This window comes from Sphaerisporangium dianthi (assembly GCF_042654065.1).
Classification (GTDB): domain Bacteria; phylum Actinomycetota; class Actinomycetes; order Streptosporangiales; family Streptosporangiaceae; genus Sphaerisporangium; species Sphaerisporangium dianthi.
Genome location: NZ_JBHSFP010000021.1, coordinates 61490 through 74983, shown reverse-complemented (window position 1 = coordinate 74983; position 13494 = coordinate 61490). Strand labels below are relative to the sequence as shown.

Below are 13494 nucleotides of genomic sequence, written 5' to 3'. Positions count from 1 at the left end.
CGTCCGTAGTGCTCCGGCCTTCGGGCGGGGTGAAGCGGACCGTCCCGCCCAGCGGGGCATGAACGGCCGATTCGCCGCCGGGCGGACCGGCGCCCCCCGCGATCAGGCCGGCCGTCTCCGCTGCTCGACGTGCTGCTCGACGTGCTGTTCGACGTGCTGTTCGAGCACACGGCCGGCGAACGCCGGCCGGCCCGGCGAAGTGGGGGCCGGGACTTCGCTCATCGGGCGCCCGCCGCCCGCGCCGGCTCGAGGAACATGGCCTCGACCAGATCGGTGCACCATTTCAGCAGGTCGAGATCGCGCAGGGGCTGCCCGCCGAGCGGCCGGGTCTTGGGCACCGGCACCAGCAGCGTCTCGGCGGCCACCTTGTGGATCGCCTTGGGGTACAGCCGGTCCAGGCGGACCTGCTGGGACTCCTTGAGCGTCACCGGGGCGAACCTGATGTGCTGCCCCTGCAGGGCGACGTCGGTCAGCCCGGCCTTGCGCGCGTGGACGCGGAACCTGGCGACCTCCAGCAGGTTGTCGACCTGCTGGGGCGGGCGCCCGTACCGGTCGACGAGCTCTTCGCGGACGGCCACGATGTCGGCCCCGTCGCCCACGGCGGCGATGCGCTTGTACGCCTCAAGGCGCAGCCGCTCGGAGGTGACGTAGTCGTGGGGGATGTGCGCGTTGACCGGCAGTTCGACCTTGACGTCCGCGCGCCCCTCGACGACGTCCTCGCCCGACAGCTTGGCCTTCTGCTCCTGAACGGCCTCGGCCATCATCCGGACGTACAGGTCGAACCCGACGCCGGCGATGTGGCCGGACTGCTCGGCGCCGAGGATGTTGCCCGCGCCGCGGATCTCCAGGTCCTTCATCGCGACGTACATGCCGGCGCCCATCTCGGTGTGCTGGGCGATGGTGGCCAGGCGCTCGTGGGCGGTCTCGGTGAGCGGGGCCTCCGGCGGGTACAGGAAGTAGGCGTAGCCGCGCTCGCGCCCCCGGCCGACCCGGCCGCGCAGCTGGTGGAGCTGCGACAGGCCGTAGTTGTCGGCGCGGTCGACGATCAGCGTGTTGGCGTTCGGGATGTCCAGGCCGGACTCGACGATCGTCGTGCTGACCAGCAGGTCGAAGTCGCGCTCCCAGAACCCCACCATGATCTTTTCGAGCTGCTGCTCGTTCATCTGGCCGTGGGCGACCGCGACCCGCGCCTCGGGGACCAGCTCGCGCAGCCGCGCCGCCACCTTGTTGATCGAGGACACCCGGTTGTGCACGAAGAAGACCTGGCCGTCGCGCATCAGCTCGCGCCGGACGGCGGCGGCGATCTGCTTCTCGTCGTAGGGGCCGACGAAGGTGAGGATCGGGTGCCGCTCCTCGGGCGGGGTGAGGATGGTGGACATCTCGCGGATGCCGGTGAGGCCCATCTCCAGCGTGCGCGGGATGGGCGTCGCCGACATGGCGAGCACGTCCACCTGCGTGCGCATGTGCTTCATGGCCTCTTTGTGCTCGACGCCGAACCGCTGCTCCTCGTCGACGATGATGAGGCCGAGCTCCTTGAACCGGATGTCGGGGTTGAGCAGGCGGTGGGTGCCGATCACGATGTCGACGCCGCCCTCCCTCAGTCCGTCCAGCGTGGCCTTGACCTCGCCGTCGCTTTGGAACCGCGACACCGGCTTGACCACCACGGGGAAGCTCGCGAACCGCTCGCCGAAGGTCGACAGGTGCTGCTGGACGAGCAGCGTGGTGGGCACGAGGACCGCCACCTGCTTGCCGTCCTGCACGGCCTTGAACGCGGCGCGCACGGCGATCTCGGTCTTGCCGTAGCCGACGTCGCCGCAGATCAGGCGGTCCATCGGCACCGCGCGCTCCATGTCGCGCTTGACCTCGTCGATCGCCTCGAGCTGGTCGCCGGTCTCGGCGTAGGGGAAGGCGTCCTCCATCTCGCGCTGCCAGGGGGTGTCGCCGGCGAAGGCGTACCCGGGCGAGGCCATGCGGGCGCTGTACAGGCGGATCAGCTCGCCGGCGATCTCCTTGACGGCCTTCTTCGCGCGGGACTTGGCCTTGGCCCAGTCGGCGCCGCCCATGCGGTTGAGCGTGGGCGACTCGCCGCCGACATAGCGGGTGACCTCGTCGAGCTGGTCGGTCGGCACGTACAGCCGGTCGCCCTTCGCGTACTCGATCACCAGGTACTCGCGGGTGGCGCCCTGCACCGACCGCTGGACCATCTCGACGTAGCGCCCGACGCCGTGCTGGCCGTGCACCACGTAGTCGCCGACCTTGAGCTGGAGCGGGTCGACCATGTTCCTGCGCCGGGACGGCAGGCGGCGCATGTCCTTGGTGGAGGCCTTCTGCCCGACGAGGTCGAGATGGGTCAGGACGGCCACCGTGCCGCTGACGAAGCCGTGCTCGACCCGGCCGGTGGTGACGTGCACGACGTCCTTGCCGGGGGCGGTCTCCAGCGCGGGCACCAGCCGGGCGGCGACGTCGACGCCCTTGAGCAGCTCGACGATGCGCTCGGCCGGGCCGTGGCCCTCGCTGAGCAGCACGACCGCGCGGCCCTCGCCGAGCCAGCCCTTGATGTCGCCGAGCGCCCGCTGGGTGTCGCCGCGGTAGGACTCGGCCTCCCTGGCCGACAGCTCGACGATCTCGCTCTCGCCGTACACGTCGTCGGTCTCGGCCGGGCGCGCCGCGGGGGCCTGGCCGTCCTCGGCCCCGCCGGTGGTGGCGAACGGCGCGATGGTCCACCACGACTGGCCCAGCTCGCGTGCGTGCCGGCGCACCTCGGGAAGGTCGCGGAAGGCCGCGGCGCCCAGGTCGATCGGCGCCTCGCCGCCGGCGGCGGCGTTGATCCAGGACGCCTCCAGGAACTCCTGGCTGGTGCGCACCAGCTCGACGGCGCGGCCGCGGATGCGCTCGGGGTCGCAGACGAACACCGAGGCGCGGGCCGGCAGGTGGTCCAGCAGCAGGTCCATGCCGTCGACGAGCACGGGCGCGAACGCCTCCATGCCCTCGACCGGGATGCCGTCGGCGAGCTGGTCGAGGATGTCCTTCAGCGCCGGATGCAGGTCGGCCAGCTCGGCGGCCCGTCCCCTGACCTCGTCGGTGAGGAGCAGCTCGCGGCACGGCGCGGCGAACAGCCCGCCCTCGGCCACCTCCAGCGAGCGCTGGTCGGCGACCTTGAACCAGCGGATCTCCTCGATGGTGTCGCCCCAGAACTCCAGGCGCAGCGGGTGCTCCTCGGTGGGCGGGAAGACGTCCAGCAGCCCGCCGCGCACGGCGACCTCGCCGCGCTTCTCCACCATGTCGACCCGGTGGTAGCCGTTGCCGACCAGGCGCCCGACGATGTCCTCGAGGTCGGCGTCGTCCCCGGAGCGCAGCCGTACGGGTTCGAGGTCGCCGAGCCCGGCGACGAGCGGCTGCAGCACGGCGCGAACCGGCGCGACCACGACCTCCAGCGGCCCGGCCGCGGCGTCGCCCTTGACGGGGTGGGCCAGCCTGCGCAGCACGGCCAGGCGCTGGCCCACCGTGTCGCTGCGCGGCGACAGCCGTTCGTGCGGGAGGGTCTCCCAGGCGGGGAAGACGGCGACGGCGTGCTCGCCGACCAGGCCGGTGAGCGCGGCGGCCAGGTCTTCGGCCTCGCGGGCGGTCGCGGTGACGGCGAGGACCGGACGCCGGCGCGCGAGGGCGGCCACGGCGAACGGCCGCAGCGCGGGCGGCGCGACGAGGTCGACGTCCTCGCCCGCGCGTTCCAGGGCACCGGCGAGCTGCGGATCGGCGACGACAAGGTCGAGTAGTCCGGAAAGACTCATCAGAAGTGCCCCCACATGGTCATCCCCGCCTTCTTCGGCGCCTCGGGGACGGCCTGATCGGCTGAACATCCCACGTGGCGTCCCACCGCCGCGCGTACCACCCCGCACGGCCACAAATCGCTACATGACGGCACGCGCCGGGACACGGCTGTACACGGCGACACGCGCGACCCCGGCTCGTCGGAGTCCGGGGTTATCTCAAGGCTACTTCCCCCCGGGCCCGGCCATGCCTGGAACCGCCCGTCCACCCGATACAAGCCTGCTTGTCAGGAAACGCGGTGTCCACAGCAGGCCAGAACCGGGACGGACGGCGGCCACGGCGGGCCTCCGGCGATCGTGACCGGGGCTTTCGTAAGGTGAATCCAATACAGAAGGAGTCAGGATGACTACTCTGAGTCACATGTCAGAGGTTCGATGGTGGCCGGAGACCCAGGGCGACGTGTTCGGCCACCGCATCCGCGAGCTGTGGACCGAGCAGCTCGGCCGGCGGCTCGACATCCTGATCGCCGGCTGTGGCCGCGGCGACCGGGTCGCCATCGAGCGCGTCGACATCAGGGTCACCGGCATCGACGAGGACATCCCCGTGCTGCGCGCCGCCGTCGGCCGCCGTGTCGACCTGGACGCGCGGTTCGTCGGCGACCTGCGCGACGCCCCGCTGCTGCCGCGCACCTTCGACGTCGTGCACGCCGCCTTCCTGCTCGAACGGCTGCGCAACGCCGAGCTCGTCCTCGACCGCCTGGTCAACGCCCTGCGCCCCGGCGGGCTGCTGCTGATCCGCATGCGCGACCGCACCTCGGCGTACGGGTTCTGCGACCGCGTGACGCCGTGGTGGCTGCGCCGCCTGCTGTGGAAGCGCTTCGCCCCGCCCGAGGCCGTCGGTCCTCTCCCGGCGATCTACGAGCAGGTGGCCTCCCGCGAGGGCATCCACTCCTACTGCCTGATGCGCGGGCTGATGATCGCCGAGGACTACTCGGGGTCCTCCGGCCCGGCGCTGCGCGGCCGTCATCCCAGGCTGGCGCGGGCCGCGCTCCGCGTGGTCGAACACCTGTCGGGCCAGCGCCTGCCCGCGGGGCGCGACGAGATCACCCTGGTCATCCGCAAGCCGCAGAACCACTTCGCCCGCCTGATCTGAGCGCCCGGGGGACCGCCCGGCCCCCGGGGGCGCGAACCGTCAGCGGCGGGTGAACAGCGGCCGCCAGGTTCCCGGCGCCTCGGCGTTCTTACGGTCGGCCGAGAGCTGGGTGACCTGCTTGCCGTCGACGCTGACCAGCACCAGCCCGTTGTGGAACTCGTTCTCGCAGCCGCCCGCGCATCCGAGGCCGATCAGGTGCCCGTCGTCCGCCCAGGCGAGCAGCTGCAGCATCGTCTGGGTGCCGAAGAGCGTGCCGGTCTCGACCTCCCGCACCGTCGTCTGAGGACCGGGCGGTCTCCCGCTGTCGGCGTACAGCCGGCCGTCGGGGGAGATCCCCGCGTCCTCCGAGCTCATCCACGGATGGGTCCACCCGTTGGGCGGGTCGTGCGGCCTGCCTTCGAGGTCGTAGAACACCTTCGACGGGGTCGTGCACGTCGATTCCCAGATCAGCGCGCCGTCATGGGTCCACCCGAAGGGACCGCCACCCATGAGGCACTGAATACCGGTCCGCTTCATCGGGGACGGGTTCTCCATGGCGTGGAACCGCGCCGTGCCGGCGTTCACGTCCACGACGTGGAACCCGGTGCGGTTGTTGCTCATCTCCGCGATGGGCACCGGCGTGGACGACCGCTCGATGCGGACCCGGGGATCCTTGTCATAGGCGGTGGTGAGGAGCCTGGTGCCGTCCGGGGACCAGGCGACCTCGGCGACCGGGTGGTCCAGGTCGATCCACCTCACGACCTCGCGGGTGGCCGTGTCGAGTATGCCGACCCGCCGGGTGGGGAGTTCGTCCTCCAGCACGGCGGCGTACTTCAGTCCCGGCGCGACGTCCAGCGCCGCCCACGGGGTCTTCTCGTAGTTCTCGGTGGACGGGTTGTACAGGTACCAGGTCGAGCGGTAGCGCACCGCGCCGTCGGGGAGCTTCTCCGGGCGGTAGATGTGGTACGCGGACACGGCCATCCGTCCCGCCGCGATGAGCTTCAGGGGCGGAGAGTTCCCGGTGTCCGTCCGCACGTCGGTGTCCGCCGGTTCGGCGGGGGCCACGCTGATCCGGATATCGCCCGGCGGGCCGGCCGGCACCGCGGTCGCCGGGGCGCGGTCGTCAAGCACGAGCTGCGGCACCGCGACGACGGCGGCGACGGCCGCCGCCGTCAGCCCCGCCGCCAGCGCCGCCACCCGAAACCGGTACCGGGCACGCCCCCGCATGGCCCGGTCGGCGAGGTCGTGAGGCACCACGGCCTCTCCGGACCAGTCTCGGAGGGTCTCCGGCAGCAGACTAGGCGAGTTCATGAGTTGACCTCCTCGAAGGAGCGGTGCGGTGTACGGAGGTCGGCGAGCTCGGGCGCGACGGCGCGCAGGCGGGCGAGCGAGCGGTGCGCGGTGCTGCGCACCGTCCCGACCGAGCAGCCCATGATCTGGGCCACCTCGGCCTCCGGCCGGTCCTCGAAGTACCGGAGCACGAGCACGGCGCGCTGGCGCGAGGTCAGACGGGCCAGCGCGTGACGCAGCACGAGCTTCAGATCGGCCGCGTGCGTGTCGTCGCGGGCGGGCACGTCGGGCGCGTCGGCCACCACCGTCTCGCGCCGCGTGGAGGCGAGCCGCCACCAGCTCACCTGCTGGCGGTACATCGCCTGCCGCACGTACGCCTCGGGCTCCTCGATGCGGGACCATCGGGCGGCGGCCTTGGTCAGGACCGTCTGCAGCAGGTCCTCGGCGGCGTGCTGGTCGCCGCCGGTCAGCAGGAAGCCCAGCCTCATCAGCGCGGGAGACCGCGCCGACACGAACTCGCGGAAACGTCGCTCCTCGGCAACGTCCACGATCACCTCCAAGAAGTCGTCGTCAGCCCTTACGACGCGGCCCGCCCTCCCCTGCTATGTCTCCCTCGTCCCGGTTCCCGCCTTCCCGGCTCGGCCATACCCGGCTCGTCCCGCCCCGGCGCCCTGCCGTATCGGCCGCCGGCTCCCCTGCTCGGCCCGGCGGTCACTATCCTGTCCCGGTGGGAAATGTGGAGCAGACGACGGCGACCCCGGGACCGGCCCTCGAATGGGTGCCCGACGCGCGCGAGCTGGCCGACCTCGAGCTGCTGCTCTCGGGCGCGTTCGCCCCGCTGACGGGGTTCCTCGGCTCGGCCGACGCCGCCTCGGTCATCGAGAACGGGCGCCTGGCCGACGGCACGCCCTGGCCCGACCCGGTCACGCTCATGCTGCCGCACGACCATCCCGTCTCGCCCGGCGACGAGCTCACCCTGCGCGATCCCGAGGGCGCCGCGGTCGCCGTCATGAACGTGACCGAGCGCACGGCCGACGGCCTGGTCGCCGGCCCGGTCACCTCGCTCGGCGCGCCCGAGCACGGCCCCTTCGCCCGCCTCCGGCGCCCTCCCGCGCAGGTGCGGGCCGAGCTCGGCGAGCGTCCCGTCCTCGCCGTCACCATGCGCGGGCCGCTGGACGACCTGGACGAGATCACCGCCACCGCCCGCGAGCTGGACGCGGCGATCCTGCTGCTCCCCCTGGCCTTCGGCGAGGGCGGTCCCGCCGTCGTCCGGGCCGCGCTCAAGGCACGCGACCGCCTCCCCTCGGGCACCGTCGTCGTCGTGGCGCCGCTGGCCCCGCGCGAGCCCGAGATCGACCTTGAGCTGCGCGAGCACGTCGCCGCGGCGTACGGGGCCGCCGAGCACCTGGCCGGCCCCGAGCCGGTCACGCTCCCCGGGCCGCCGCACCGTCGCGGCCTGGTGGTGTTCTTCACCGGCCTGTCCGGGTCGGGCAAGTCGACGATCGCGCGCGGCCTGCACGACGCGCTGCTCGAACGCGGCACCCGCACGGTGACCTACCTGGACGGCGACGTCGTGCGGCGGCTGCTGTCGGCGGGGCTCACCTTCTCCCGGCAGGACCGCGACCTCAACATCCGGCGCATCGGCTTCGTCGCGGCCGAGGTGGCCCGGCACGGGGGCCTCGCCATCTGCGCGCCCATCGCCCCGTTCGCGGCCACGCGCGACGAGGTGCGCCACATGGCCGAGGAGGTCGGCGCCGACTTCCTGCTGGTGCACGTCGCCACGCCTCTCGCCGAGTGCGAGCGCCGCGACCGCAAGGGGCTCTACGCCAAGGCGCGCGCCGGGCTCATCCCCGAGTTCACCGGCATCTCCTCCCCCTACGAAGAGCCGGACGACGCCGACCTGACGCTCGACACGACCGGCATCACGGTCGAGCACGGGGTCGAGCGGGTGCTCGACCTGCTCATCGCCGGCGGCCGGCTCCGCTGACGCCGGCTCGCGCGGCTCAGGCGGCTCGCGCGGCTCAGGCGGCTCGCGCGGCTCAGGCTCAGGCGGCTCAGGCGGCCGGCTCCGCAGGCTTCGCGCGGCTCAGTGGTCGGGGACCGGGGTGGAGCTGAAGTACGGCGCGCGGGCCAGCTCGGTGAAGGCGCGCCGGGCGGCCACCGTGGAGTCGAAGCGCGTGTCGCCGCGCGGCGCCTTCGGCGAGTCGAAGTACACCAGGGCCTTGATCTGCGGATATCCCTTGATCTGGCGGCGCACCGAGTTGAAGAACGCCACCTTGAACGCCGGCTCGTCCTGCCGCTCGAAGGCCCCCCACTCGGCCACCATGATCGGCTTGCCGGGGAAGCGCGCCTGCGTCCAGCGGTAGAAGCCCGGCCAGCCGGCGTGGTCCTCGCGGGTCTTGTCGACCAGGTTGGCGAAGTCGTTCACCCGGCGGTCGGCGTAGGGGTCCAGGCCGATCCAGTCGACCACGTCGTCACCGGGGTAGAGCCGCTCGAACCACGGCTTCGAGGCCCAGTTCGGCGCCCCCATGTAGGTCATGACCGTGACGGCGTTCCTGACCCCGCGTTCGCGCAGGCGCAGCATGACGTGGCGGTACATGGCGGCGTAGTCCTCGGCGGTCATGCCCGACCCCGGGCGCGGGCGCACGTCGTTCTCGGGTTCGTGGTGGACGGTGAGGAAGAAGCGCTCGGGCAGCGTGCGTTTGATCCGCCGGGCCACGCGGTCGATGCGGTCGTCGATCGCGCCGTCGGCGATCTCGGCCCAGGTGTGGTCGAGCGAAGGCTTCCAGTTGATCAGCAGGATGCGCTTCCTGGCCAGCCGGCGTTCCTCCGGCGTGGGGAACGGCTCGCCGCCCCGGTGGTAGACGTGCAGGATGTCGGCCCTGCGGCCCATGCGTTCCTCGGCGGCGGCGATGGCCTGCGCGGGCGGGCGGCCGGCGAAGACCTCGGGGGCCACCCCCCACCACGCGCCGCAGCTCGGGATCAGCTTCGCGGTGGCCACGCAGCCGGGGGCGCCGTCGGTGCCGCCGTCGACGACCGAGCCGGGGACGCGGTCTTCCACCACGGCCCGCTGAGGGGGCTTCGCCGAGGCCACGGCATAGACGATCAGACCGCAGCCGACGGCGAGCCCTGTGCCGAAAAACCATATTCCCGTCACTTTTCTCAAGGCACTCAAACCCCCTTCTCACCGGTTTTCCCCGAAGGATGGTATTCACCTTCCCACTAATCGACGCCGGGCCGCCGGTAACTCGGCGTCCCATCGGACGGGCGCCGATCGCAACCCCCGAAATATCCGAATATAGGGGTGAGCTGGGATGATTCCCTGTCGACAAAAACTCCTGTATGCGATCGCCGCATCCCGCGTTGTGCCTATAGTTCTCTGGATCCGCCTCTTCGAATGCCGCTTCCGTTCGGCGGCCCACACGAAAAGGCGATGGGCAGACATCGCAGGAGAAAACCCCGCACCGAGAGGCATGCCGATCCCATGAGCCACCCGGCGTCCTCAGTTTCCGGCCCGGCCACCGGGCGCGAGCTCGCCGACTTCGGCTCGATGCTGGTCCGGCGCCGCGTCGCGCTGGCCGTGTTCCTGCTCGCCGGCGCGTGCGGCGGCGGCGTCGTGCTCGCGACCACCCCGCCGTCGTACACGGCCACCGCCGAGGTGCTGGTCGCCCCCACCGGGGTGCAAGAGCAGACGAACCCGACCACGCCGCGCCAGCGCGAGCCCTTGAACCTCGACACCGAGGCGCAGGTCGCCCGCTCGGCCGTGGTCGCCGCCCGCGCCGCGCGCACGCTCAAGGTCAACGACCCCGACCCGCTCAGAGAGCGCGTCTCGGTGGCCGTGCCCCCGAACTCGGCCGTCCTCGCCGTCTCCTACACCGCGGGCGACCCGGTGAGCGCCGCCGCCGGAGCGCAAGCGTTCGCCAAGGCCTACCTCGCCAACCGCGGGGCGACGGCCACGCACGCGCTCGACGCCCAGCTCAAGGTGCTCGCCGCCAAGCTGCGCGAGGTCGACTCCCGGCTCGCCGCCACCGTCGCCGGCCTGCCCCGCGTCGCGCCGGGCTCGGCGGCGCGCACCATCGCCGGTCAACGGCAGAACGTCCTGAGCAGGCAGGTCTACAACCTCACCGTGAAGTACGACGCGCTCAAGACCGTGGCGATCACCCCGGGCACCGTCATCAGCGACGCCCGCCCGCCCACCTCGCCCTCCGAGCCGAGCCCGCCGCTCTACCTCGGCAGCGGCCTGTTCCTCGGGCTGCTCGCCGGGGTCGGCGCCGCCATGGTCCGCGACCGCTTCGACACGCGCCTCAGAACGGCCGCCGACGTCGAACGGCTCACCGGCCTGCCCGTCCTCTGCGAGGGCGAGAACGCGCGCGAGCTGCGCGAGCTGGCCATGGCGGTGGCCCGCCACCTGCGCGACGGCGGCGAGCTGCTGGTCCGCAGCGTCTCCCCCGACACCGACCCCGAGCCGATCGCCGACGACCTGCGCGTCGCGCTCACCGGCCTCGCCCCCATCTGGGTGCGCACCGACCAGGCGGCCCGCGCCGACGCCGCGCTGCTGGTCGTCGAGAGCCGCGCCGCCCGGTCCAAGCAGCTCGCCCAGGCCGTCCGCCAGCTCAGGCGCACCGACACCGCGGCTCTCGGCGTGATCCTGCTGCCCACGCCCGTGCCGCTGCCCCGCGGCGAATCCTCGCCCAACGGCCACCACCGTCACCCCGGCGCCTCCGCCTCCCGCGCCTCATGAGGCTGCCGCCCCCGGCACGCTGGCCGATCACCGCGCTGCTCGTCGGCTACCCCGTGTGGTGGGCGCTCGGCTTCGGCGGCCTGTCACTGATCGTGCTCGCCGTTCCCATGGCCGTCGTGCTGTGGCGCCGCCGGCCGATCGAGGTGCCCAAGGGCATGGGCCTGTGGGCGCTGCTCGTCGCCGGATACCTCCTCAGCGCCCTCACACTGGGCGACATGCCGCCCGGCACCTACGGCGACCTCGGCACCGGTCGCGTCCTCGGGTACACGATGCGGCTCGTGCTCTACCTCTCACTCGTGATCATGGTGCTCTACCTGGGGAATCTCACCCTCGCCGAGCTGCCGCAGCGCACGCTGGTGCGCATGCTCGGCGCGCTCTGCGTGACCACCGTGGCCGGCGGGCTGCTCGGCGTGCTCGCCCCCGGCTTCGAGTTCACCTCGCCGGTCGAGATGATCCTGCCTCAGTGGATCAGCGAGAACTCCTACGTCCGCAACCTGATCCACCCGACGGCGGCGCAGATGCAGCACGTCCTCGGGCACGCCTCCCCGCGCCCCGAGGCGCCCTTCGAGTGGGCCAACGCCTGGGGAAGCAACATCTCGGTGCTGCTCGTCTGGTTCGTCGTCGGCTGGTGGGTCTACGGCGGCCCGGCGCGCCGCCTGCTGTGCGCGGCGGTGGCGGCGCTGGCCACCGTCCCGATCGTCTACTCGCTCAACCGCGGCCTGTGGATCGGCCTCGCCGTCGCCGTCGCGTACGTCCTCGTGCGGTCCCGCTCGCGCACGGCGCCCATGGTGGGCGTGGCCCTCGCGGCGGCCGCGCTGGCGTTCTGCGCCGGGCCGCTCGGGTCCATCGTCGCCCAGCGCCTGGACAGCCCGCACAGCAACCGCATCAGGGCGTTCACCGTCGCGAGCACGCTCGCGGCCGCCACGCACTCGCCGATCATCGGATACGGCAACACCCGCAACGCCTTCGGCAACTACCAGACGATCACCACGGGCAAGACCGGCTGGTGCGCCGAGTGCGGCCATCCCCCGCTCGGCAGCGACGGGCAGCTCTGGCTGCTGCTGATCACACAGGGCTTCACCGGGGCCGCGCTCTACATCGCGTTCTTCGCCGGGGCCGTCCGCCGCTTCTGGCGCGACCGCACTCCCATCGGCCAGGCGGGGACGCTGGTCATGATCCTCGTCCTGCTTTACATGATCGTGTACGACGGCCTGGTCACCGCGCTGATCCTCTACATGATCTCTTTCGCCCTGCTCTGGCGCAACGGCCGCACCGCCGCGGCGATCACCGCCTCGACGCGAGTGCCCGGCGGCGTGACCGACGAGCGTATCCGGGCAGTCAGTACGTTGGCCGGCAGTCCGACCCGGACCACCGGCACGACGACCACCGCACCCATGGAGGCGTTCCGGTGAGGGACTATCGCGCCCGTCTGGGCTATCTCGACGAAGTGACCACGCTCCTGTATCCCGCCACCTCCCCCTCCGAAGCCACGTCCGCGCCCACGGGAACGGCCTCCTCCACCACCTACGCCCTGCTGCCGAGCAGATATCTGCCCCGGCGGCTCGTCCCGCGCTCGCGCTGGCTGCCCGGACGGCGGCGCCTGCCGCAGGGGCCGGGCACGATCGAGACCTACCTCAGCGAGGTGTTCGGCGAGCGCGTCAGAGCCACCGTCCACGTGCGACCGGCCAGGCGCGCCAACCGCAAGCCCATCCTCGAGATCCGCGGCGTCGCCGGGAAGCTCCTCGCGTTCGTCAAGATCGGCGACACCGACCGTTCCCGAGCGCTGGTCAGGCACGAGGGCGCCGTGCTCGAAGCGCTGGCCGGCCGGCCGCTGCGGGTCGTCGCCGCGCCCACCGTCCTGCACCACGGGGTCTGGAACGGCCTGGACGTGCTCGCCCTGTCTCCGCTTCCCACCCGCCGGCGCCGCGTCCGCTCGTCCCTGCTCGAGGACGCCGCCCACGAGATCGCCGCACTCGCCACGCCCCGCTCCGCCCCGGGCGAAGGCCGCCGTTCCCCGTTCGTCCCCTCCCAGCGCGCCAGCGAGGACCACCGCCCCCCGCTCACCCCGGGCGACGCCGGCGAGCACACAGGCCCCGGCGCCCTCGGCGGCGTCCACCGCCCGGTCACCCCCGGCGACGGCGCGGCCGATTTCAGCGCGGCCGGCGATGTCCTCCTCCTGCCGGTCGGCGCGATGGGCGGTCACGCCTGGCACGGAGACTTCGCGCCGTGGAACATGGCCCCCGCCCCGGACGGCCGTCTGGCGGTGTGGGACTGGGAGCGTTTCGCGACCGGCGTGCCGCTGGGCTTCGACGCGCTGCACCACTTCTTCCAGCGGGCACTGCGCCGCCGCATGCCTCCCCGGCTCGCCGCCGAGGCGTGCCTGGCGAGCGCCGTGCGCACGCTCGCGGCGTTCGGCCCGTCGGCGGGCGAGGCGCGGCGGACGGCCGCCCACTACCTGATCACCCTGGCCGACCGGTACGAGCGCGACGGCCACCAGCCGCTCGGCGCGCCCGCCGAGTGGCTCAACCCCGTCCTCGACCATCAGGAGGCCCTGCAGTGAACCA

9 protein-coding genes are annotated in these 13494 nt (G+C 72.7%); 5 read left to right on the top strand and 4 right to left on the bottom strand.

Features of this window, described 5'->3' with window-relative positions; translation table 11 throughout:
- Positions 1–218: 218 nt before the first annotated feature.
- On the bottom strand, positions 219–3788 hold the full coding sequence (gene mfd / locus ACFO60_RS26150) for a transcription-repair coupling factor (protein WP_380844546.1): 3570 nt from the start codon (positions 3786–3788) through the stop codon (positions 219–221).
- A gap of 400 nt (positions 3789–4188) precedes the next feature.
- Between mfd and ACFO60_RS26145 the strand changes: the two genes are divergently transcribed.
- Positions 4189–4920 (top strand): class I SAM-dependent methyltransferase, encoded by a 732-nt coding sequence (locus ACFO60_RS26145; protein ID WP_380844543.1) that lies wholly within the window; start codon positions 4189–4191, stop codon positions 4918–4920.
- 39 nt (positions 4921–4959) lie between these two features.
- On the opposite strand, the gene ACFO60_RS26140 is transcribed toward ACFO60_RS26145, so the two are convergent.
- Together ACFO60_RS26140 and ACFO60_RS26135 are read right to left on the bottom strand one after the other, a co-directional pair.
- Positions 4960–6210, bottom strand: a complete 1251-nt coding sequence (locus ACFO60_RS26140; RefSeq protein ID WP_380844540.1) for a hypothetical protein — start codon at positions 6208–6210, stop codon at positions 4960–4962.
- A complete protein-coding gene (locus tag ACFO60_RS26135) occupies positions 6207–6737 on the bottom strand; it encodes a SigE family RNA polymerase sigma factor (RefSeq protein WP_380844537.1) in 531 nt (176 codons plus the stop codon). Before ACFO60_RS26135 ends, ACFO60_RS26140 begins: the two co-directional genes overlap by 4 nt.
- A 179-nt stretch (positions 6738–6916) precedes the next feature.
- On the opposite strand from ACFO60_RS26135, the gene cysC reads away from it, so the two are divergent.
- Complete coding sequence (gene cysC, locus ACFO60_RS26130; protein ID WP_380844534.1) at positions 6917–8176, top strand: adenylyl-sulfate kinase; 1260 nt, start codon at positions 6917–6919, stop codon at positions 8174–8176.
- 99 nt (positions 8177–8275) lie between these two features.
- Here the strand turns inward: cysC and ACFO60_RS26125 are convergent, their stop codons facing one another.
- Positions 8276–9283 (bottom strand): glycoside hydrolase family 26 protein, encoded by a 1008-nt coding sequence (locus ACFO60_RS26125; RefSeq protein ID WP_380844531.1) that lies wholly within the window; start codon positions 9281–9283, stop codon positions 8276–8278.
- Positions 9284–9673: 390 nt separating this feature from the next.
- Between ACFO60_RS26125 and ACFO60_RS26120 the strand changes: the two genes are divergently transcribed.
- From ACFO60_RS26120 to ACFO60_RS26110, 3 genes are read left to right on the top strand one after another with little or no spacing between them, the layout of a single operon-like run.
- Positions 9674–10930, top strand: a complete 1257-nt coding sequence (locus ACFO60_RS26120; RefSeq protein WP_380844528.1) for a Wzz/FepE/Etk N-terminal domain-containing protein — start codon at positions 9674–9676, stop codon at positions 10928–10930.
- Positions 10927–12342 carry a hypothetical protein gene (locus tag ACFO60_RS26115; protein ID WP_380844525.1) on the top strand — a complete coding sequence of 472 codons (1416 nt, stop codon included), beginning with the start codon at positions 10927–10929 and terminating at the stop codon, positions 12340–12342. The genes ACFO60_RS26120 and ACFO60_RS26115 overlap by 4 nt, the downstream gene beginning before the upstream one ends.
- Positions 12339–13490, top strand: a complete 1152-nt coding sequence (locus ACFO60_RS26110; RefSeq protein WP_380844522.1) for a hypothetical protein — start codon at positions 12339–12341, stop codon at positions 13488–13490. Before ACFO60_RS26115 ends, ACFO60_RS26110 begins: the two co-directional genes overlap by 4 nt.
- The last annotated feature ends 4 nt before the right edge of the window (positions 13491–13494 follow it).

What these genes read in the sequence shown, in the direction of transcription:
- ACFO60_RS26115 (WP_380844525.1), top strand. Translation starts at nt 10,927, where the DNA reads ATGAGGCTGCCGCCCCCGGCACGCTGGCCGATCACCGCGCTGCTCGTC.
- mfd (WP_380844546.1), bottom strand. Translation starts at nt 3,788, where the DNA reads ATGAGTCTTTCCGGACTACTCGACCTTGTCGTCGCCGATCCGCAGCTC.
- ACFO60_RS26120 (WP_380844528.1), top strand. Translation starts at nt 9,674, where the DNA reads ATGAGCCACCCGGCGTCCTCAGTTTCCGGCCCGGCCACCGGGCGCGAG.
- ACFO60_RS26145 (WP_380844543.1), top strand. Translation starts at nt 4,189, where the DNA reads ATGTCAGAGGTTCGATGGTGGCCGGAGACCCAGGGCGACGTGTTCGGC.
- ACFO60_RS26140 (WP_380844540.1), bottom strand. Translation starts at nt 6,210, where the DNA reads ATGAACTCGCCTAGTCTGCTGCCGGAGACCCTCCGAGACTGGTCCGGA.